The organism is Spirosoma taeanense, assembly GCF_013127955.1.
Taxonomy (GTDB): Bacteria; Bacteroidota; Bacteroidia; order Cytophagales; family Spirosomataceae; genus Spirosoma; species Spirosoma taeanense.
The window spans coordinates 4,284,122-4,304,934 of the sequence record NZ_CP053435.1; the positions used below are offsets into that span (position 1 = coordinate 4,284,122).

Sequence of the window (20,813 nt, forward strand, 5' to 3'; positions counted from 1 at the left end):
CAGAAGACATGTTCAGTAAATTCATACGCAGACCCGTATTCGCTATTGTCATATCGGTCATGATCGTCTTTGTTGGCGTGCTGGCGATCAAAAGCTTACCTATTTCTCAGTTCCCGGATATTGCCCCCACAACTGTAAACATATTCATTGCGTATCCCGGCTCGAGCGCTGATGTCCTGGTTAAATCCACGCTGATTACGCTGGAACAGGCCATTAACGGCGTGCAGGATATGCGGTACATCGCTACTGATGCAACTAGTGCCGGTGAGGCTACCCTTCGGATTATTTTTGAACCGGGTACAGACCCGAATGATGCCGTTATCCGGGTCAAAACCAGGGTGGATCAGGTTATGCCGCTCCTGCCCGAACTGGTACAGCGGGAAGGGGTTATTATTACGCCTATTCAGCCGAGTATGCTGATGTACGTCAACCTCTACTCCAAGAGCAAGAGTATTGACGAAAAATTTCTGTTCAACTACGCTACCGTTAAAATGATCCCTGAAATTCAGCGGACCAGAGGGATAGCCCGGGCACAGATACTGGGTAGCCGGCGGTATGCCATGCGCGTTTGGCTGAACCCAGACCGCATGCGGGCCTATAACATCTCGGTCGAAGAGGTGATGAAGGCACTGGGTGAGCAAAGCATCATTGGCCGTCCCGGCCGGATCGGTCAAAGCTCTGGTATAGCGGCTCAGTCGCTGGAGTACGTACTCACATACAAGGGACGGTACAGCGAGCCGAAAGAATATGAAGGGATTATTATCCGGGCTAATGCCGAAGGTGAAAGCATCCACCTGAAGGATATAGCCAAAGTTGAACTGGGTAGCGAATTCTTCGATATCTATTCCAACCTGGATGGGCATGCTTCGGCCGCCATCGTGTTAAGGCAGAACTACGGCAGTAACGCCAGTGATGTGATTGACGAGGTCAAAGAGAAACTGGAGGTGATGAAAGCGTCTTTTCCGCCAGGAATGGATTATAAAATCAGTTATGACGTATCTCAATTCCTGGACGCGTCTATCGAGCAGGTTATTGATACGCTGCGGGACGCGTTTATCCTGGTTGCCCTGGTCGTGTTTTTATTCCTCGGCGACTGGCGGTCAACCCTGATTCCGATTCTGGCCGTTCCGGTATCCCTGATCGGAGCGTTCTTCGTGATTCAGGCGTTCGGGCTTTCCATTAACCTGATTACACTCTTCGCGCTGGTGCTGGCCATCGGTATTGTGGTGGATGACGCGATTGTGGTGGTAGAAGCGGTGCACGCCAAAATGGAAGAAGAGCCGCATCTGACCCCGTTTGGCGCGGTCAAAAAAGTGCTTGGTGAGATTAGCGGAGCCATTATCGCCATTACCATGGTGATGGTATCGGTATTCCTGCCCATTTCCTTCATGTCGGGTCCGGTTGGTACGTTTTACCGGCAGTTCTCGATCACCATGGCCAGTTCCATCGTGATTTCGGCCCTGATCGCCCTGACGCTGACGCCTGTGTTATGTGCCATGCTGTTAAGAAATCATCATGGGCACGCCCGGAAGAAAACTCTGATGACCCGGGCGCTCGACAGTTTCAACCGGGGATTCGATAAAATGACCGGACGGTATGTGGCCCTGTTGCGATTGATCGTTAACCGACGGGTCGTTACGTTCGGCGTCTTATTGATTTTCGGCCTTGGTATCCTGTACGTGAATAAGGTTCTGCCGGCTGGTTTTATTCCGAACGAAGACCAGAGTACAATTTACGCCATTATCCAGACGCCACCGGGCTCCACCCTGGAAAAAACCAACCAGGTCTCCCAACGACTCCAGAAAATTTGCGAAGAGGTTCCGGGCATCGAATCGGTGTCTTCCCTGGCTGGTTACGAGATCATGACCGAAGGCCGTGGTTCCAACGCCGGTACGTGTCTGATCAACCTGAAGCCCTGGTCGGAGCGCGATCAGAACGTGAAGGAGATCATGGAAGAGCTGGAAGAAAAATCGAAAGGTCTTGGGGCGGTTGTTGAATTCTTTGAACCACCGGCCATTCCGGGATTTGGTACCTCGGGCGGTTTTTCCATGCGGTTACTGGACAAGACGACCGATACAGATTACCGCGAGTTTGATAAAATCAATAAAGAGTTCATGGATAATCTAAGCAAGCGGAAAGAGCTCACGGGCTTATTTACCTTCTTTGCCGCCAATTATCCACAGTACGAACTAGAGATTGACAATAAGCTGGCCATGCAGAAAGGGGTATCCATCGGCAAAGCAATGGATAACCTTAACATTATGATCGGCAGCACCTACGAACAGGGCTTTATCAAGTTCAACCAGTTCTTCAAGGTATACGTGCAGTCCGATCCCAGCTTCAGAAGGCTGCCGTCCGATATTTTAAAGCTTTTTGTTAAAAACGATGCCGGAGAAATGGTACCCTACTCAGCCTTTATGTCGCTGAAAAAAGGCCAGGGACCGAACGAAATCACGCGCTTCAACCTATATAATTCGGCTGCTATCCAGGGTCTGCCGGCTAAGGGCTACACCACCGCCGAGGCCATACAGGCCATCCGGGAAGTTGCCGCCAAGACTCTGCCAAGAGGATACGATATCGCGTTTGAAGGACTTTCCTACGACGAATCGATCCGGGGGAACGAGTCGCTGTACGTGTTTCTGATCGTCCTGGCCTTCGTTTACCTTGTGTTGGCTGCCCAGTACGAGAGTTTTATCATTCCGTTGGCCGTCGTGCTCTCGTTGCCCGTTGGGATCTTTGGTTCATTCCTGGTGCTGAAGCTGATGGGGCTGGAGAACAACATCTATGCCCAGATTGGCCTCATCATGCTGGTGGGTCTGTTAGGTAAAAATGCCGTGCTGATCGTTGAGTTTGCTGTTCAGAAACGTCAGCAGGGCGAAACGATCCTGAACGCAGCCATTGAAGGAGCCAGGGTCCGTTTCCGCCCGATTCTGATGACCTCATTCGCCTTCGTGGCCGGGTTGATTCCGCTGATTCTTGCAACGGGCGCCGGTGCAATTGGTAACCGTACCATTGGTGCATCTGCCCTGGGGGGTATGTTATTCGGAACCATTTTTGGGGTCATTATCATCCCTGGTCTGTACTACATATTCGGCAATCTGGCCGATGGCCGCAAGATGATCAAAGGTGAAGAGGATGATTCATTGACCGAAAATCTGGTGCATCAATTAGACGCGTTTCCTGTAACCGAAGAAAGTACAAACCATGTTTAAAAAACTCATTTATATATGCCTGGGAGTCGCCTGCCTGTCGTTGGCCATGACGGCATGCAAAACTCCGGCGCTGGTTGGAAGAACCGAGAACAGAACCGTTCCTGTCAGCTACAATACCGGTCAGGATACCCTCAATACGGGTAAACTCAAGTGGCGGGAATTTTTCACCGACCCTTACCTGACTGCCCTGATTGATACGGCTCTGCACAACAACCAGGAGTTGAACATTACGTTGCAGGAAATTCAGGTGGCCCAGAACGAAATACGAGCCCGCACCGGGGAATACCTGCCGTTTGTTAACCTCGAAGCGGGGGCGGGGGTCGATAAGGTGGGCCGCTACACCCGGCCGGGCGCCATTGAAGAAAGTACGGAAATCCGGCCCGGTCATGAATTTCCCAATCCTCTGCCCGATTTTATCCTGGCAGCGCATGTTTCCTGGCAGGTAGATATCTGGAATAAGCTGCACAACGCCAAACGAGCCGCGGCCGTCCGGTATCTGTCGACCATAGAAGGAAGGAATTTCACGATCACCAACCTGGTTGCCGAAATTGCTAACTCGTACTATGAGTTACTGGGTCTAGATACCCAGCTGGATATTGTCAAGAAGAACATTGATATTCAGACCAACGCGCTGGCCATCGTCCGGATAGAGAAAGAATCGGCCAAGGTTACGGAGTTGGCGGTACGTCGATTTGAAGCGCAGGTCCTGCGCACCCAAAGCCTTCAGTTCGACATTCAGCAGCGGATTGTTGAGACCGAGAACCGGATCAATTTTCTGGTGGGTCGGTTCCCGCAGCCTGTTCAACGGAGTTCGCCAGACTTCAACACCTTAGTGCCTGAAGCCATGCATGCCGGTATTCCATCGCAACTGCTGCAAAACCGTCCGGATATCCGACGGGCCGAACGGGATCTGGAAGCCGCCCGGCTGGATGTGCAGGTGGCCAGAGCGAACTTTCTTCCTTCGCTGGACATTTCGGCCGCTGTGGGGTTGAACTCCTATAATCCCGCCCTGCTGTTTACGCCGGAATCCCTGCTTTATTCGTTGATTGGCGGCTTAACCAGGCCACTGGTCAATCGGAACGCTATAAAGTCCCTGTATTATAGCGCCAATGCCAGACAGATTCAGGCCGTTTATAATTACGAACGTACTATTCTGAACGCTTATATTGAGGTGGCCAACCAGTTGGCTAACATGAGCAACCTGCAGAAGAGCTATGATCTGAAAGCGAAACAGGTGGATGCCCTGATTCAGTCAACCAATATTTCCAACACGCTCTTCAAATCAGCCCGGGCCGACTACATGGAAGTTCTGCTGACTCAACGCGACGCGCTGGAATCACGGTTTGATCTGGTTGAAACCAAAGTAGAGCAGTTGAATGCCATGGTCAATGCCTACCGCGCGCTGGGTGGCGGCTGGAATTAACTCAAAAAAAGCGCTAAATAATAGAGTCTATGTTTCAGACTGCACAATAAAGGCGCATTCGTACCGTTTTAAGGGTGTTATGCTTTTTTCGGCCTCAGGGATCACCCCTGAGGCTTTTTGTTTGCGCGCTCCTTCTAGTCGCTAACGGCCCGACTAGTAAATATCCTGGAAAAGGCAGACTTCAATTTTCCGGAATGCAGTTTTTCAAATTCAGGATTCATTATAAATTTGGGCCGATTTTCAGCGCTTGAGCTACGTCATTCACGGAGGGGCAGATTACCAGAACTGGATATTGGGATCGGTAAAAATTTTGCATTGCCAGATGCAGTCCATCCGCTCGGAACGGGAAGCTGGCATTGCTTTTGATAAGTAGTAATCAGCGCTTTATTGAGTAGAATTACCACCGGACTAATTCTATAACAAAATAGAATTATTAGCGTTGTATTATGCACTTTCACAGGGTATTACTGCTACCGTAACTCAACACCAGAACCATGAAAAGTCCTTCCATGACACCTTCTGCCAGCCCGGCTCTCCTACGGGCTGCGCTGAATCTTTCCGGGAATGGGATTATGCTGTTTGACTGCCTGCGCACGGCTACCGACAACATTCAGGATTTCCGGTTGATCTTGGCGAATCGGCGGGCCGAGGAAATTGTCGGCATGAGTGAGCAGGAGATGCTTAACCGCACCGGCACCGAGCTTTTCCCGCATTATATAGCAACTGAGCTATGGCAGCAGGCCCGGCACGTTGTGGAGACCGGCGAGGTATATCAGGCCGATATCCAGTCCCCGCTGGCGAGCCATTCCGATGAAGGCTGGTTTAGGCTTACGCTTCAGAAACATGGGGATGGCATTGCGGTTGCCTTTACAGACATCTCAGCCACTAAACAATACGAACTGGAACTCCGGAAGCTGATCGACAACCTGCAACGGTCGAACCAGAGCCTGGAACGGTTCGCTTACGTGGTTAGTCATGACCTGCAGGAACCGCTGCGTAAAATTCAGTCGTTCGGCGACATTCTGCGCGGGCAGGCCACCGACGTATCGAGCGAAGAAAACATTGACCTGATCCGAAGAATGCAGCTGGCTGCGGGTCGGATGAATGCACTAATTCGCGATCTGCTGGCCTTTTCGCGCCTGTCTTCGCAGCAGGAGCCCTTTCAATCCGTCAATCTGCAGAAAATCGTCAATGATGTACTCGGCGACCTGGAAACGGCCATTCGCGACCGGCAGGCCGTGGTCGAAATACCTGAACTGCCAGCCGTCATGGGCGATGCAGTACAGCTGCGGCAGTTGTTTCAGAACCTGCTGAGTAACGCGCTTAAATTTATTAAGCCGGGTGATACACCCCACGTTCGGATCACCTGTGAGCAGCTTAGCGGCCGGGCCATCCAGACAATGCCGGGCCAGACCGTCGCCACTGCCGACCTCGACCGGATGTTTTATGCCATTCACATCGCGGACAACGGTATAGGCTTTGACGAAAAATACCTCGACCGGATTTTCACCGCCTTTCAGCGACTGCATACACGCACCGAATACCAGGGAACCGGTATCGGCTTGGCCATTGTCCAGAAAGTTATTGAAAACCACGACGGCTATATCAACGCGCATAGCCAGCCCGGCGAAGGCGCTACGTTTACTATCTACCTGCCGGAGTCGGCGGCTCCCGCGATGATCAGCGGCTTATCTGCCTGAGGTTTGTCTGTCCGGCTGTTTCCGAACAGACAAACCCCTTACTGGCTAATACCGCTCGTTTCCTTCGTTTTCCTCCTCAGTGAGTTCCGAAATCTGCTGATCCAGATCGTCATCTGATAAATCGTCGTCCAGAAGATCCTCGGGCAGATCGTCCATGTCTTCGTTGTTCGACACTTCGTCGGTCGCATGGCGGGCGGTGGCCGTATCGGTATACAGGAGGGTATCCGTTGCTTCCTGATCGCCCGGATTCATGACGTCGGGCTCATTATTCACGCCAAGGCCAGCATAGGCAACAACGTCTTCTTCCTCATTGTTGTCGGGCATGTTCGTATTCTGGGGCGACATTCCCTCCAGCGGCCCGCCCGAGTTCTGGTCAACCCGCTGCTGATCGGAGTTGTTGTTATTGATATTTTCCATAACGGTTTAGTGGTAGCGCAGGCGTTCACCTGCTTTATTGCGTAACAGCATTATCCGGCCTTCCGGTCTGTGCTACCACTAACCACCAATTCTCAAAAGAGTTTTCGCTACTTCCAGACGACTACTTTCTGTACCTGTGCCGGGCGGCTGTCGGCCGACAGCCGCAGCAGGTATGTTCCGTCGGGTAAGCTGCTCACGTCCAGAATCGTTTCATCACCCGAGCGAACGGTCTGCACCGGTAACATAGTCTGCCCCGATAGCGACAGGAGTTCAAGACGACCATCGTGGGGTGAGCGAACTGTCAAGAAGCGGTCGGTCGGGTTCGGAAACGCCCACGGGCCCGTTGGCTCTTCGGGCAGTCCGGTGATGACAACCTTGGGCGAGGTGTTTCGTAAATACCGAATCCCACCACCCCTGCTGCCCAGCATCAGGTCGGGCGATTGGTCGCCGTCCAGATCGGCAGCAGCCGCAATCAGGCCCATACCGGGTAAACCTAACACCGGCAGCGAATCCAGCAGCGTCAGCGACTGATCGGGTCGGTCGGGGAACTGGTATATCCGGACACTACCGTTATTGCCGGCTGCCACCAGTTCATCTTTACGGTCTCCGTTCAGGTCGGCGACCACCAGCGACCGGGCCCGGATACGAAACGAATTATCCGTTGTAAAGCCACCGAAAGCCTGGTTTTGCAACTGAAACACCGGACTGGCGGCTGTTCCGGTATTGCGGAAATAATGGATGGTTCCGTCGGAGCTTTTGCCGATGAGCAGGTCAACGCGTCCGTCGCGGTCCACATCCGCCAGCGTAGGCCGGTCGCCCGGAATCATCAGGTCGGGCGTTGGCCAGCGTACAGCCGTCGCCAGATCATAGCGGACAGCCGCGCCTTTGGGAGCAACATTCAGCAGCGCTCGCATCTCCACGCTACGAGCGCCCGTTCCGGTCACAACAAGGTCCAGACTGCCATTGGCGTCCACATCGGCAAAGGCCGGCAGGACATCCGTCAGCGTCAGCGATTGCGAGAGACCGAGGTAATCGGTCGTGACCAGCACGAACGCCGGGTTCTGCACGGTGCCTTTATTTTCAAACTGCCAGATACCGCCCCGGTACTGACTTCCGTTGCGAAGGCCGCTGTAACCCACCAGCAGGTCTGCGTCGCCATCGCCGTCCAGATCGGCCAGAGCCGGGGCCGCGTTCTCGCCCAGATCGAGCATCTCGCTCTGCAGAAAATCTTTCTGCACCAGCCGGAAATCCGGCTTCTGACTCGTCCCCGCGTTTCGGTAAAACCAGCCCGACGCCCGAAAATCGAAGGTCTGATTATCGTTGAAATCGACGTAAGGCGACGCCAGTAAATCTTTCTGTCCGTCGCCATCTACATCCTCCCAGTAGGCGGCTGCATAAGCCGGAAACCGGATGGGATTCTGGGCCGGAAACAGACTATCAAAGCTGGTAAAATTTGCATTTGCGTCGTTGGTGCCGGTGTTGCGCAGCCGGGCGATGTTCTGGCAGGAAACAAACCCAAAGAGCAGGTCTTTACGCCCGTCGCCATCGGCATCCAGAACGGTCAGCGTATTGCCGGTATGCATGGGCCGGGCTCCCTTTGTTGAGGTTTGGGCCGGTAAAGCCTTCATAGCGCCGGGCTGGGCCATGCCGACTACCCCGTTGCAGGGAATACCAAACGTAAAGTCGTTGCAGTACTCTTTCCGAAAATGGCCCCAGAACTCGCAGCTCATCCGCTTGAAGTCCAGGCCATCTTTTTTACCCGTTCGCTCGACGCTCATGTTCTGCTGGAACGCAATCAGATTACCGGTCGGGTCAAAGGAAAGCACATCCACATCGCCATCATCGTCGAAATCCGTAATGGCTGGCAGGTCGGTTGACGAAGCGTACAGGGGCTGCGCACCACTGAAGCCTTCAGTCATGAGCGGATTGGCGACCAGCCGAAAGGCCGGTCGGCCGTTCTGCGATTCGTTGCGGTACACCCGAACGTTGCTGGCACCAAGGGTAAAAACGTCTTTCTTTCCGTCGCCGTCGTAATCCACCAGAATCATCCAGTCCTCAATGGGCGGCAGCGCCGTTTCGTATTCCGGCGCGTACTGCCAGGCAATCCCGCTGCCCGTCGGGTTGTCGATGGCCACGAACGTACTGGCTTTTCGGGTAGTCCGGTCGAACACCAGCAAATCCTCGCGGGCATCGTCGTTGAGCCGCAGCGTAGCGTACAAGGTCGCGTTCAGGCCACCGGCCCATGGATTGAGCAGCGTTCGCCCGTTCAGGCTGACGGTTGGCCGTTGATCGTATTGAAAGGAAAACAGCCTGGTCGTCGACTGGGCAAATCCAGCACTGGCGAACAGGCAGCAAACGAGCGTAAACGCCTTTTTCATCTATATTTGAGCAATTTCGGGCGCGGTTCGGCAAATTCAGGCCGAATCGACAGGTAGATAGCCAACGAAGCCGCGCCTTTCTACAACGATGAATCCTAGCCGTTTGTGATGCTCACAACCGAACAACTCTACCATAAATTTCAGGAATGCACCGGTGTCTCGACCGACACGCGCCGAATTACGCCGGATTGCCTGTTTGTGGCGCTTAAAGGCGCAAATTTCGACGGAAATCAGTTTGCCGAACAGGCGATTGCGTCGGGTGCGCGCTATGCCCTTATTGATGATCCTGCTGTCGCTGAGCGTATGCCAGACCGCTGCCTGCTCGTGACCGATGGTTTACTGGCCTTGCAGGACCTGGCCCGATACCACCGCCAGACGCTGACGATTCCCATCATCGGCCTGACGGGCTCCAACGGCAAAACTACCACCAAAGAGCTGATTGCGGCCGTACTCTCGAAAAACCTGCGCACCTATGCCACAACGGGCAACCTCAACAATCACATTGGCGTCCCGCTTACGCTTCTGGCCGTCAATGAGCAGCACGAAATAGCGGTGGTCGAGATGGGGGCCAACCACCAGAAAGAGATTGAACTACTCTGCTCCATTGCCCAGCCTACTTACGGCCTGATTACGAACGTAGGCAAGGCCCACCTCGAAGGGTTCGGTGGTATTGAAGGCGTTCGGAAGGGTAAGGGCGAGTTGTATGACTTCCTGGCTCGGAACGGAAAAACGGTTTTTATCAACTCCCGCGATACCGTCCTGACTGCCATGTACCGCGAGCGCCTGAAAACGTTACGTTCCGAAACTACCTTCGCCGAAGCCATTTTCTATCCGGGCGACCCCATCGAATTACTTCAGGAATCGCCGGTGGTTATTTACCGCGATGCGGCCGGCCGCGAAGTAACTACGCATCTGCCGGGCCGCTATAACTTCGACAACATGCTGGCGGCCCTGGCCATTGGGCAGTATTTTGGCGTATCGCCCGAAGAAGCCAATCGCGCCATCGCTGATTATAACCCGACGAACAACCGCTCGCAGTTGATTCAGAAAGGCTCCAACACAGTGCTGCTCGACGCTTACAACGCCAATCCAAGCTCGATGGTGGCTGCCATCCGGCAGTTTGCCGCCATGCCCGCCCGGCGTAAAGCGGTCATTCTGGGGGATATGTTTGAGCTTGGCGAGGAAAGCGAAGCCGAACACGCGGCCCTAGGCAAGCTCATTGCCGAAAGCAACTTCGATCTGGTTATCCTGGCGGGAAAAGACATGAAATTCGCGCTGGGCGCCTTACCCAAAGCCTATTATTTCCCGGATAAATTTTCGCTTCATAACTGGGTGATGGACAACCCCATGACCGATACGCATATATTAATTAAAGGCTCCCGGGGCATCAGTCTGGAATCCGTTGTACAGTTCATTTAAAACCCCTCTACCTCATGAAGTTTGCCGGATGTGTGATCCTATTGCTGAGTAGCCTGACCGCTTTTTCTCAGGCGCAGTCCCAATCTGTAAAACCACCGTTCGAGTCGGAAATTCTCGCCTTCGAGCAGGCCGACCGGACCTCGCCCCCACCCCAGCATCCGATTGTGTTCACGGGCAGTTCGTCGATTCGCTTCTGGACCGACCTGTCCAGATACTTCCCGGACAAAACCATTCTGAACCGAGGTTTCGGCGGCTCCCAGCTCAGCGACGTACTACGTTACGTTGACCGGGTTATCCTGCCTTACCAGCCGAAACAAATCGTGCTGTATGCGGGCGAGAACGACATTGCTTCGGGCAAGCAATCGGCCCAGCAGACCTACGAGCGTTTCGTCAGCCTATTCAATTACGTCCGCAAAAAGCTCCCGAACGTTCCCTTTACGTTCATCGCCATCAAACCCAGCCCTTCGCGTCGGCAGTATTTTGGCGAAGTTGACGAAGCCAATCGGCTCATCAGCCGGTTTCTGGCCCGCCAGCGCAACACCGATTTTGTGGATATCCGTCCGGTTATGCTGAAGGCCAACGGGCAGCCCGAAGGCGATCTGTTCCGCTCCGACAGCCTGCACATGACCGAAAAAGGTTACCAGCGCTGGGCAAAAGTGCTGAAGCCGTATCTGAAATAGAACTTACAACTGCATCTCCATCCGGATATTGGCCCGGGCGTAGGGAGTCGGTACCTGCGGAACCTCCCGGAAACCCAGACGGGCATATAAAGTCAGGGCGGGCATCAGCATTCGGTTCGATTCGAGCCAGAGGGTATCGATACCGAGTTGCCGGACGTATTCAATCGCGGCCTGGCCCAATAGTTTGCCGATGCCCTGCCCATGCACGGAAGGCGAAACGGCCATTTTAGCCAGTTCAAATCCAGTCGGACCGGTGTTGATTACCGCTACGCAGCCAACAATTCCATCGTTATTCTCAGCATCTCCCTGCCGGGCATTTTCTTGCCGGGCCAGAAATATCTGGCCGCCCTTAGGCAGAATATAGATTTCGGGGTAATCTAACTGTTCCAGATCGTGGGGTTCTACGGTAAAGTAACGCGAAATCCACTCGATATTCAGTCGTTTGAAATCGGGCTGGAAACGCGGTTCGTATGGAATAATAGATACAGCCGGCATAGCTATCAGTGCGTTGACAGAGGTTAATGGAAGATGCTTTTGAATACGTCGTCAAAAATACCGTTTGCTTGAATTGGGATCATTAAATTAGCCTTTCTGAGGTGTGTTGTCTAATTTTGCACTTTATTAAGAAAGCCTCGGTTTACTCTTTTTCAACACAACAATCCGTAAACCGTTTAGACTGATCAATCATGTCAACACAAACGTCTGCTTACGTCCCCTATAAGGTTAAGGACATCGCACTGGCCGACTGGGGCCGCAAGGAAATCCGGCTTGCTGAAGCCGAAATGCCGGGTCTGATGGCCCTTCGCGCCGAATACGGGCCGTCGCAGCCGCTCAAAGGTGCCCGCATCGCCGGGTGTCTGCATATGACCATCCAGACGGCCGTTCTGATCGAAACGCTCGTTGCGCTGGGTGCCGAAGTTACCTGGTCGTCGTGTAATATTTTCTCGACGCAGGACCATGCCGCTGCCGCCATCGCTGCCGCTGGCATTCCCGTGTACGCCTGGAAAGGCATGACCGAAGAAGAATTCAACTGGTGCATTGAGCAGACGCTGTTTTTCGGCGAAGAGCGCCAGCCGCTCAACATGATCCTCGACGACGGGGGCGACCTGACCAACATGGTCTTCGACGTTTATCCTGAACTGATTCAGGGGATCAAAGGGCTGTCGGAAGAAACGACCACAGGCGTTCACCGGCTGTATGAGCGGATGAAGAACGGTACGCTGCATCTGCCGGCTATCAACGTCAATGATTCGGTAACGAAATCGAAATTTGACAATAAATACGGCTGCCGCGAGTCGCTGGTGGACGCTATCCGCCGGGCGACGGACCTGATGCTGGCCGGTAAGGTGGCCGTTGTGGCCGGTTACGGCGATGTAGGCAAAGGCTCCGCCGAATCGCTGCGGGGCGCTGGCTGCCGGGTTCTGGTTACCGAAATTGACCCGATCTGCGCTCTGCAGGCGGCTATGGACGGCTACGAAGTGGTACCGATGGACGAGGCCGCTACCCGCGCGCAGATTTTCGTTACGGCAACGGGCAACGTCCGCATCATTAAAGACCGGCACTTCAAGGCTATGCGCGACAAAGCCGTGGTCTGCAACATCGGTCACTTCGACAATGAAATTGACATGGCCTGGCTGAACGAAAATTACGGCCACACCAAGAGCCAGATCAAACCGCAGGTCGATATGTATGAAGTTGATAGCAAAGAGATCATCGTACTGGCCGAAGGCCGTCTGGTGAACCTGGGCTGCGCCATGGGTCACCCCTCGTTCGTGATGTCGTGCTCGTTCTCGAACCAGACGCTGGCGCAGCTTGAGCTGTGGGCCAACTCGGAAAAATACGAAAACAAAGTGTACGTTCTGCCGAAAAAGCTGGACGAAAAAGTAGCGGCTCTGCACCTCGCTCACGTTGGCGCGAAACTCGAGCCGCTGGAGCAGGAACAGGCTGATTACATCGGTGTAACGGTTGACGGACCGTTCAAGTCAGAAATGTACCGCTACTAAACGAGTTCCTGTTTAGCGTACCCTGGCGCGGCTTCGGAAACGGAGCCGCGCCTTTTTTTGCTATATTTTGTTATACTTGAATCCAACAAACAACCGGGCTATGAATTGACTACCAGACTTTTTTAACCCAGACAATCCAGCGTAATTCGTAGATCGCTCTTCGGCTTCTGTTACGGCTCATATTGCCGCTGTATGCTTCCTGTTACTACCTTTATGCCCAGTTACCACCTTCCAGTCCATGAACCGTCTGCTCCTGTTGCTGCTTCTGTCGCCCCTGCTCAGCTTTGCCCAGCAGGCAGCGATTGATACGCTGCACTGGAGTGCAACCCGACGGCTGCAACTCAGCGACTTTCATAGCCCGTCGCAACCGGGTCTGGGGGGCTCCGAATTTTATTACCAGCTCGGTTATGATGTACGACCGACGACAATTGGTAGCCGACCATCCGTCGAAGCATACTGCCTGATGTTCAGAAATCTGTCGTGGGTGTCCGAAACGGCCCGCAACGAACGTACGCTGGCCTATAATCAGGTTTTGTTCGATCTGGTAGAGATTCACTCCCGGCTGATGAAAGCCAAACTGATCAATCTCCGCGCTGACCGGCACTTTAAGGAACAGGCCAAGCAGATCGAGTACCTGACTAATGCCGAACTGGGAGCCGAGGTCAATCGGTTTCGCGCTGAAACCGGCGGGGGCGACGACCTGAAAGCGTTGCAGCGCTGGCAGCAGCAGGTCGTGCAGCGGCTCTACGACGTACCAGACCTGGTTACGGTCTACCGGTCGTCGAAAATCGGGTATGGGATCTTCTTCGGCGGAGGGGGTGCTCTGCCGGTTGGGCCACTGACCCAAACCCTCGGTCCGTCGACCGGGATGGTATACGGACTCGATATTGCCTTCCGCCGAACGATGCTGCTGATCTATCCAGCCCTGTACAACGCAACCCTGCGTTCGGGTTTTTCCTATCAGAATTCGTCCTGGGAAACAGGCATGCGCGTCAGGCCAACCCTGCTCGAAATTGGGCTGGGCCGGATTGTGCATGATGCACCCCGCAGTCGGCTGATTCCTTACCTCGGTTACCGCCTGCTCGAGCTTACCCCGCAGGACCGGGGCGACGAGCGTTACAAAGGTTTTTCATTCATCAGCCATGCACCAGCGGCCGGACTGATGCTCGACCTGAAAATTGGCGACAATACGCGCCGGTCCGACCGCTCGGAAGATAGCTTCTGGTTCGTACGCACCAAACTTTCCTATAGTCCCTTGCTCACACCCAGGGCGGTGTCTGGGGGTATGATCAACCTGCAGATCGGCATAGGCGGCTTCGGGCGGCTTCGAAAAGTAAGCTACAAGCCCGAACGCACCCTCATCAGCCTACCGGGTAACCTGATTTAGGCCGTGAATTTTTGCGATCTTTACGGCGTTCTTCTTTCAAAAGCCGTTCATGAACGTATTTGGTAAAGCCGCCTGTGGCTTTTTCATCGTTGTTCTGTTGGCCCTGCACGGACTGGCCCAGCCGACATCGCTTTCTTCGCGTCACTTCACCCATGCCGACTCCCTCCGCGGTAGCCTGCGTCCCGAACGGACAGGCTATGATGTGCTATTCTACGACCTTAGTCTGAGCGTTGATCCTACTACCAAATCCATTACGGGCAGTAATCTGATTCGCTACAAAGTCGTGCAGCCCATGCGCCGGATGCAGGTTGATCTGTTCGCCAATATGCGCGTTCTGTCGATCACGCAGCCGGATCGCCACGGCGTTTCAAAACCGCTCGCATACAGGCGCGATGGTAACGCCATTTTTATTACGATGAGCGACGCTCTGCCGGTTGGGCAGGTAGGCGAACTGACGATTACGTATGCGGGCAGTCCGCAGATCGCCCGAAACGCACCCTGGGATGGCGGGTTTGTCTGGCGTAAAGACACCACAACAGCCCGGAACGCTGACTGGGTAACGGTGGCCTGCGAAGGAACAGGCGCCAGTCTGTGGTGGCCCTGCAAAGACCACCTGGCCGACGAACCGGATTCGATGCGCATCCGCTGCCGTGTTCCGAAGGGACTCACCTGCGTGTCAAACGGAAAGTTTGTGAGCCAGAAACCGACCCGGAGCGGTCAGCAAACCGAGTGGACATGGTTCGTGCATTACCCCATCAACAACTATAACGTTACGCTCAATATCACCGACTACGCCCATATATCGGATACCTATACGGCGGCCGATGGGCAGAAACTGGCGCTGGATTATTTCGTGCTGCCCGGCAACGTAGGGAAAGCCCGCCAGCATTTTGAGCAGGTCAAACCTATGCTGGCTTGCTACGAAATGCATTTTGGCAAATACCCCTTCGGGCAGGACGGGTACAAGCTGGTCGAAGCCCCCTACTGGGGCATGGAACACCAGAGCGCCGTGGCCTATGGCAACAAATACCGGAACAACGCTTTCGGCTTCGACTTCATTATCATCCACGAAAGCGGGCATGAGTATTTTGGCAATAGCCTGAGCTGCGCCGACCACGCCGAGATGTGGATTCATGAGTCGTTTACGACTTATGCCGAGGCACTCTACATGGAGTGCCAGCACGGATTGCCCCGCACCATCGACTACCTGAACCAGCAACGTAAGCTCATCAAAAACGAGTACCCGATGCTGGGGCCGCTGGGCGTAAATGCCGATCAGATGGACACCGACATTTACTACAAAGGCACCTGGATGCTACATACGCTACGTAACGCCGTTGGCGACGATGCCAACTGGTTCGCAGCCATTCGGGCGTTAGCGATCGAAAAACGCTTATCGATTGTTTATACCGATGAAGTGATTGATTTTCTGTGCCAGCGAACCGGCAAGGATCTGCGGCCTTTGTTCAATCAGTATCTGCGCTACCCGAGTCTGCCAACGCTGGAATGTAAGGTTTCGGCCAAAGACCACGCCGACCAGACGCTGACTTATCGGTGGGTAGCCGATGTTAATGGCTTTAACCTGCCGGTACAGGTGCGAACCGGAACAGGCGCGTGGCGGACAATTCAGCCAACCCGTGAGTGGCAAAGTATGAAGCTGAACGCAACCGGCGACGGCTTAACGGTTAACCCGGATACGGGTCTGTTCCATGTTCGGACGGTGGCGGTCGAATAGGCCAACCTACGTAACGTTAGTTTTAGTACGACGAATTCATCGACAATTAACCAGACCTTCCGAACTTGCGGAAGCTTATGAGAAAAACTCTTTTATACCTGGTTCTCGCTGGTTTGTCGGCCTGCCAGTCCAGTTATCACCTCACCAGCCGAACCGCCAACCGCATTGTTGTCGACTCGGTGGCGGCTCCGGCCGATAGCAGCGTTACTCGCTTTCTGCAGCCCTACAAACAGGGCCTGGACAAAAGCATGAACGAAGTGCTGGTCCGACTGTCGCAGCCGCTGGAGAAGCGCTCGCCCGAGTCGGCTCTGGACGACATGCTGGCCGATGCCCTCCTGAAGCAGGCCAGCCAGCGCTATGGCAAAGCTATCGACGTGTCGCATCTCAACTACGGCGGTATTCGCAACGGTCTGCCGGCGGGCAATATTACGGTTGGCAACGTGTTTGAAGTAATGCCGTTTGACAATCAGCTGGTTGTGCTGACCCTGACGGGTAAGCAGTTGCAGCAGTTTCTGGACCACTTTGCCACCAACGACGAAGCACTCGTGGTAGGTGGTATCCGGGCCGTTATCAACAACAAAGCTGTGCGGTCCGTAACCTTTACGAACGGCCGTACGCTCCAGCCCGACCAGACCTACACCGTTGCCATGAGCGATTATATTGCCAATGGTGGCAGCGGAGCGGGGTTTCTGAAAGCTATCACGCAACGCGACAACGTGAATTATCTCATCCGCGACGCCCTGATTGAGTACTTGCGCCAGCAGGGTAAATCAGGCCAGCCTTTCAATCCACAAGCTGATGGACGCATTACGCTCGAATAGACGCCAGTTTCTTAAATTCATGGGTACAGCGGCCGTGGTTGGCTCCGTCATGCCCGACGTTCTTGCCAGCACCGGCCAGCGCCAGCCGACTTCACTGGCGATTCTGCATACCAACGATGTACACAGCCGGCTGGACCCGTTCCCCCTGGATGGCGGACGTAACGCGGGTCGGGGTGGCGTAGCGCGACGGGCAACGCTCATTAACCGCATCCGAAACGAGCAGAAAAACGTACTGCTGTTCGATGCGGGCGATATTTTTCAGGGAACGCCTTACTTCAACCTCTACAAAGGCGAACCCGAAATCCTGGCGATGAACCAGCTCGGTTACGATGCCGGAACCATCGGCAACCACGACTTCGACGGCGGCATGGAGAACATGCGAGACCAGTTCGGCAAGGCCAGATTCCCGTTCCTCATCGCAAACTACGACTTTAAAAATACGGTCATGGATGGCCGAACCGAAGCCTATAAAGTCTTTACTAAAGACGGGATTCGGGTGGGCGTATTCGGCCTCGGGATCAAACCCGATGGACTCATCCCCGACAATCTGTACAAGGAAACCAAATACCTCGATCCGGTAGAGATCGGCAACGACACGGCAGCCCGGCTACGTAACGATCAGAAATGTGATTACGTCATCTGCCTGTCGCACCTCGGTTTTAAGTACACGGAGCCCGCCGTTTCAGACAACGTTCTGGCCGCACAGAGCCGGAATATCGACCTGATCATCGGCGGTCATACGCATACGTTTCTGGATGCGCCGGTAGCGGTCAACAACCGCGACGGACAGCCGGTCTGGATTAATCAGGTTGGTTTTGGCGGAATTAACCTCGGTCGGCTTGACCTTACGTTCGAGCGAGGGAAAGCCACCGTAGCCGGTCAGGCGGTGGAAGTTAAGTAGTCCCGTTCAGGGTAGTTCCAGTTCTACTGGCCTAAATAGTTGATTTACCAGCGTTTGTTGGCTTGTTCGGATTGGAATCAGAACGGCTCTGCTTCCAATCCATCTACAATTTTCTTACTTTTACAGAATGAAATTTGGCGTTGTAGTATTCCCCGGCTCTAACTGCGATCAGGACGCAGTGGACGCGCTGGAACTGATGGACCAGAAGGTCGTCAAACTCTGGCATAAAGATCACGACTTGCAGGGCTGCGATTTTATCATCCTGCCCGGCGGCTTCTCCTACGGTGACTATCTGCGTACGGGAGCCGTAGCGCGGTTTTCGCCCATCATGAACGAAGTCATTGCCCATGCCAACCGGGGTGGTTATCTGATTGGGTTCTGCAATGGCTTCCAGATTCTGGCCGAGGCTAATCTGGTGCCCGGCGTTCTGCTGCGCAACACGAACCAGCAATATATCTGTAAAAATATCTATCTGGCTCCCCAGTCGCCCGACGCTCTGCTGACGGCAGATCTGGATCGTCCGGCCTATAAAATTCCAATGGCGCATGGCGAAGGGCGTTACTTTGCCGATGCCGATACGCTCAAGCAACTGAACGATAACGGACAGGTGCTGTTCCGCTACTGCGACGAGAACGGCGCTATCACCGAAGCCGCCAATCCGAACGGCAGTCTGGACAATATTGCGGGCGTCTGTAATGCGCAGAAGAACGTGTTCGGTATGATGCCCCACCCCGAGCGGGCGGCCGATCCGGCGCTGGGCAACACCGACGGCCGGCTTATTCTGGAGCAGATGCTGAAAGTAGCGCTGGTCTAAGAAAATAGCTGAATAGCTCAAAATGCGTAGGGCCGAAAACTCCAGTTTTCGGCCCTACGCATTTTGCATGTATGTCTGGAATTAATCAGCTGTTGACTTCTTCAAGAACCGGGTAATCGGTGTAGCCTTTTTCGCCGGGTGTATAGAAGGTCGTGAAGTCGGGCTGGTTTAGCTCGGCACCGCTTTTCAACCGTTCAACCAGGTCCGGGTTGGCGATGAACGGCCGTCCGAACGCGATCAGATCAGCCTGGCCGCTTTGCAGCGCTTCTTCAGCACGAGCCGCGTCGTAGCCTCCGCTCAGAATCAGCGAACCGCTGTAATTGGCCCGAATGGCTTCGACAATTGCCGGGTCAACGGCGGGTGCGCCCATCGAAGCATGATCTACCAGGTGAACATACACGACGTAGTCCGACAGTTTTTCGGCGACGTAATGATAGATCGCGTCGTCTTCAGGAGAATACGGCATATCGTTGAAGACACCATAGGGCGACAACCGGATACCGGTCTTCTCTTTGCCAATGGCCTGAGATACCTGCTCAGCAATTTCGAGAGCAAACCGGGCGTTGTTTTCCGCCGAGCCGCCATATTCATCCAGGCGCTGATTGCTGCTCGGCCGCAGAAACTGCTCGATCAGGTAGCCGTTGGCGCCGTGTAATTCAACCCCATCGAAACCGGCTTCAATAGCGTTTTTTGCCGCCTGCACAAACTCCTGAATGGTTTGTTTGACTTCTTCCGTCGTTAGAGCGCGGGGAGTCGGGTGGTCCTGCATGCCATGCGTGTCGGTATAAACCTGACCAGCAGCGGCTATCGCCGATGGCGCAATAACTTCGGCCCCTTCGTGCATATTAACCGGATGGCTGATACGACCGGTGTGCATCAGCTGGGCGAAAATGCGACCACCGTTCGCATGAACCGCGTCGGTCACATTCTTCCAGCCGGCGATCTGCGCAGCCGTGTATAGCCCCGGCACCCGTGCGTAGCCGTTGCCATTGGCCGAAGGCGCAATACCTTCTGTAATGATCAGACCTGCTCCTGCCCGCTGGGCATAGTAGGTCGTCATAATGTCTGTTACGTCGTGGCTAGTCGTAGCCCGGTTACGGGTCATCGGTGCCATTACAATGTGGTTCTGAAGAGTCAGCAGGCCTAACTGCGCTTCCGAAAAAAGTTTTTGTGCCATAAGCAAGTCCGTCGTGAAACGGGTTTGGATTTGATCTCGCAAGCACAACCTAATAATACATTTAAAAGTTTAAATGTATTTGGATAAATTTTTAAGCCAGCTTTTCGAGGAAGCCCGATAATTGCTGTAACGACGTTTTGTTCAGGGTCAGGTGCAGATTCCGGCCTTCTTTCTGCGCATTAACCAGGCCGCTTTCGGTCAACTGTTTAACGTGGTGCGATACGCAGGGCTGCGATAAACCGGTTAACTCCTGAATATCGGTGCAGGTCAGGGTTCCTTTCCGGGACAGCTCCATCAGAATCGACAGACGATACTTATCGGCGATGGCGCCCGTGGCTTTTTCAACGAAACGATTTTCCATTCAATTCTCCAGATAAACGCTTCAAATAACTTAAGCAGCTGCTGCAAACGCATGACACAGTTTACGTCAGCAACGTGCTAAAAGATATTATCCAAAACTATACTGATATTTTTACATAACAAATCAAACTTACTTCGGTATCTACTCATATGTTTTCAGCAAAGTTGCGACTTCCTGCTGCCAACCTGTAGAGCCCGGAATTTTTTACGCTGCTCTTTACGCCCGATACTTTAGTAACGATTCGGATTGGCAGACGTTCTAAAAACTACGCTGATCGCGCTGATAAGGGATTGATTGACGAATTGGCCGCGAATCCTGATCATCCATACAGCCTGTTTTACCAGCTTAACGTAAACCAGGCCGGCCAGTTAAGCTGTGATTAATT

The 20,813-nt window shown here is 53.9% G+C and carries 16 protein-coding genes; 11 read left to right on the forward strand and 5 right to left on the reverse strand.

Annotated features, from left to right (window positions below):
* Positions 1 to 8 precede the first annotated feature (8 nt).
* The 3 genes from HNV11_RS17955 to HNV11_RS17965 all read left to right on the forward strand — a co-directional run bounded on the left by HNV11_RS17955 (position 9) and on the right by HNV11_RS17965 (position 6,335).
* Positions 9 to 3,212 (forward strand): efflux RND transporter permease subunit, encoded by a 3,204-nt coding sequence (locus tag HNV11_RS17955; protein WP_171740971.1) that lies wholly within the window; start codon positions 9 to 11, stop codon positions 3,210 to 3,212.
* On the forward strand, positions 3,205 to 4,635 hold the full coding sequence (locus tag HNV11_RS17960) for a TolC family protein (RefSeq protein WP_171740972.1): 1,431 nt from the start codon (positions 3,205 to 3,207) through the stop codon (positions 4,633 to 4,635). Before HNV11_RS17955 ends, HNV11_RS17960 begins: the two co-directional genes overlap by 8 nt.
* A 494-nt stretch (positions 4,636 to 5,129) precedes the next feature.
* Positions 5,130 to 6,335 (forward strand): sensor histidine kinase, encoded by a 1,206-nt coding sequence (locus HNV11_RS17965; protein WP_171740973.1) that lies wholly within the window; start codon positions 5,130 to 5,132, stop codon positions 6,333 to 6,335.
* Between the two features lie 45 nt (positions 6,336 to 6,380).
* On the opposite strand, the gene HNV11_RS17970 is transcribed toward HNV11_RS17965, so the two are convergent.
* The gene (locus HNV11_RS17970) at positions 6,381 to 6,752 is read right to left on the reverse strand and encodes a hypothetical protein (protein WP_171740974.1); all 372 of its coding nucleotides are present in this window, start codon (positions 6,750 to 6,752) and stop codon (positions 6,381 to 6,383) included.
* Between the two features lie 107 nt (positions 6,753 to 6,859).
* Positions 6,860 to 9,130: an FG-GAP-like repeat-containing protein gene (locus HNV11_RS17975; protein ID WP_171740975.1), complete on the reverse strand. Its 2,271-nt coding sequence runs from the start codon at positions 9,128 to 9,130 to the stop codon at positions 6,860 to 6,862.
* A gap of 108 nt (positions 9,131 to 9,238) precedes the next feature.
* Here HNV11_RS17975 and HNV11_RS17980 point away from each other — a divergent pair, with 108 nt between their 5' ends.
* Positions 9,239 to 10,549, forward strand: a complete 1,311-nt coding sequence (locus tag HNV11_RS17980; RefSeq protein WP_171740976.1) for a UDP-N-acetylmuramoyl-tripeptide--D-alanyl-D-alanine ligase — start codon at positions 9,239 to 9,241, stop codon at positions 10,547 to 10,549.
* 14 nt (positions 10,550 to 10,563) lie between these two features.
* Complete coding sequence (locus tag HNV11_RS17985) at positions 10,564 to 11,229, forward strand: GDSL-type esterase/lipase family protein (protein WP_171740977.1); 666 nt, start codon at positions 10,564 to 10,566, stop codon at positions 11,227 to 11,229.
* 3 nt (positions 11,230 to 11,232) lie between these two features.
* Here HNV11_RS17985 and HNV11_RS17990 read toward each other — a convergent pair whose 3' ends face one another.
* Positions 11,233 to 11,724, reverse strand: coding sequence for a GNAT family N-acetyltransferase (locus HNV11_RS17990; protein ID WP_171740978.1), 492 nt, complete (start codon positions 11,722 to 11,724; stop codon positions 11,233 to 11,235).
* 191 nt (positions 11,725 to 11,915) lie between these two features.
* On the opposite strand from HNV11_RS17990, the gene ahcY reads away from it, so the two are divergent.
* The 6 genes from ahcY to purQ all read left to right on the forward strand — a co-directional run bounded on the left by ahcY (position 11,916) and on the right by purQ (position 18,890).
* Positions 11,916 to 13,232: an adenosylhomocysteinase gene (gene ahcY / locus HNV11_RS17995; RefSeq protein ID WP_171740979.1), complete on the forward strand. Its 1,317-nt coding sequence runs from the start codon at positions 11,916 to 11,918 to the stop codon at positions 13,230 to 13,232.
* Between the two features lie 238 nt (positions 13,233 to 13,470).
* Complete coding sequence (locus HNV11_RS18000; RefSeq protein WP_171740980.1) at positions 13,471 to 14,619, forward strand: hypothetical protein; 1,149 nt, start codon at positions 13,471 to 13,473, stop codon at positions 14,617 to 14,619.
* A gap of 49 nt (positions 14,620 to 14,668) precedes the next feature.
* Entirely contained in the window at positions 14,669 to 16,354 is a 1,686-nt protein-coding gene (locus tag HNV11_RS18005) for a M1 family metallopeptidase (RefSeq protein ID WP_171740981.1), read from the forward strand.
* A gap of 77 nt (positions 16,355 to 16,431) precedes the next feature.
* On the forward strand, positions 16,432 to 17,175 hold the full coding sequence (locus tag HNV11_RS18010; RefSeq protein ID WP_171740982.1) for a 5'-nucleotidase C-terminal domain-containing protein: 744 nt from the start codon (positions 16,432 to 16,434) through the stop codon (positions 17,173 to 17,175).
* Positions 17,153 to 18,076, forward strand: a complete 924-nt coding sequence (locus HNV11_RS18015) for a bifunctional metallophosphatase/5'-nucleotidase (protein WP_171740983.1) — start codon at positions 17,153 to 17,155, stop codon at positions 18,074 to 18,076. Before HNV11_RS18010 ends, HNV11_RS18015 begins: the two co-directional genes overlap by 23 nt.
* 127 nt (positions 18,077 to 18,203) lie before the next feature.
* Positions 18,204 to 18,890, forward strand: coding sequence for a phosphoribosylformylglycinamidine synthase subunit PurQ (purQ, locus tag HNV11_RS18020; RefSeq protein WP_171740984.1), 687 nt, complete (start codon positions 18,204 to 18,206; stop codon positions 18,888 to 18,890).
* An 85-nt stretch (positions 18,891 to 18,975) separates the two neighbouring features.
* Here purQ and HNV11_RS18025 read toward each other — a convergent pair whose 3' ends face one another.
* Entirely contained in the window at positions 18,976 to 20,067 is a 1,092-nt protein-coding gene (locus HNV11_RS18025) for an alkene reductase (protein ID WP_171740985.1), read from the reverse strand.
* 91 nt (positions 20,068 to 20,158) lie between these two features.
* Positions 20,159 to 20,428 carry an ArsR/SmtB family transcription factor gene (locus HNV11_RS18030; RefSeq protein ID WP_171740986.1) on the reverse strand — a complete coding sequence of 90 codons (270 nt, stop codon included), beginning with the start codon at positions 20,426 to 20,428 and terminating at the stop codon, positions 20,159 to 20,161.
* Positions 20,429 to 20,813: the final 385 nt, after the last annotated feature.

What these genes read in the sequence shown, in the direction of transcription:
- HNV11_RS17955 (WP_171740971.1), top strand. Translation starts at nt 9, where the DNA reads ATGTTCAGTAAATTCATACGCAGACCCGTATTCGCTATTGTCATATCG.
- HNV11_RS17960 (WP_171740972.1), top strand. Translation starts at nt 3,205, where the DNA reads ATGTTTAAAAAACTCATTTATATATGCCTGGGAGTCGCCTGCCTGTCG.
- HNV11_RS17965 (WP_171740973.1), top strand. Translation starts at nt 5,130, where the DNA reads ATGAAAAGTCCTTCCATGACACCTTCTGCCAGCCCGGCTCTCCTACGG.
- HNV11_RS17970 (WP_171740974.1), bottom strand. Translation starts at nt 6,752, where the DNA reads ATGGAAAATATCAATAACAACAACTCCGATCAGCAGCGGGTTGACCAG.
- HNV11_RS17975 (WP_171740975.1), bottom strand. Translation starts at nt 9,130, where the DNA reads ATGAAAAAGGCGTTTACGCTCGTTTGCTGCCTGTTCGCCAGTGCTGGA.
- HNV11_RS17980 (WP_171740976.1), top strand. Translation starts at nt 9,239, where the DNA reads ATGCTCACAACCGAACAACTCTACCATAAATTTCAGGAATGCACCGGT.
- HNV11_RS17985 (WP_171740977.1), top strand. Translation starts at nt 10,564, where the DNA reads ATGAAGTTTGCCGGATGTGTGATCCTATTGCTGAGTAGCCTGACCGCT.
- HNV11_RS17990 (WP_171740978.1), bottom strand. Translation starts at nt 11,724, where the DNA reads ATGCCGGCTGTATCTATTATTCCATACGAACCGCGTTTCCAGCCCGAT.
- ahcY (WP_171740979.1), top strand. Translation starts at nt 11,916, where the DNA reads ATGTCAACACAAACGTCTGCTTACGTCCCCTATAAGGTTAAGGACATC.
- HNV11_RS18000 (WP_171740980.1), top strand. Translation starts at nt 13,471, where the DNA reads ATGAACCGTCTGCTCCTGTTGCTGCTTCTGTCGCCCCTGCTCAGCTTT.
- HNV11_RS18005 (WP_171740981.1), top strand. Translation starts at nt 14,669, where the DNA reads ATGAACGTATTTGGTAAAGCCGCCTGTGGCTTTTTCATCGTTGTTCTG.
- HNV11_RS18010 (WP_171740982.1), top strand. Translation starts at nt 16,432, where the DNA reads ATGAGAAAAACTCTTTTATACCTGGTTCTCGCTGGTTTGTCGGCCTGC.
- HNV11_RS18015 (WP_171740983.1), top strand. Translation starts at nt 17,153, where the DNA reads ATGGACGCATTACGCTCGAATAGACGCCAGTTTCTTAAATTCATGGGT.
- purQ (WP_171740984.1), top strand. Translation starts at nt 18,204, where the DNA reads ATGAAATTTGGCGTTGTAGTATTCCCCGGCTCTAACTGCGATCAGGAC.
- HNV11_RS18025 (WP_171740985.1), bottom strand. Translation starts at nt 20,067, where the DNA reads ATGGCACAAAAACTTTTTTCGGAAGCGCAGTTAGGCCTGCTGACTCTT.
- HNV11_RS18030 (WP_171740986.1), bottom strand. Translation starts at nt 20,428, where the DNA reads ATGGAAAATCGTTTCGTTGAAAAAGCCACGGGCGCCATCGCCGATAAG.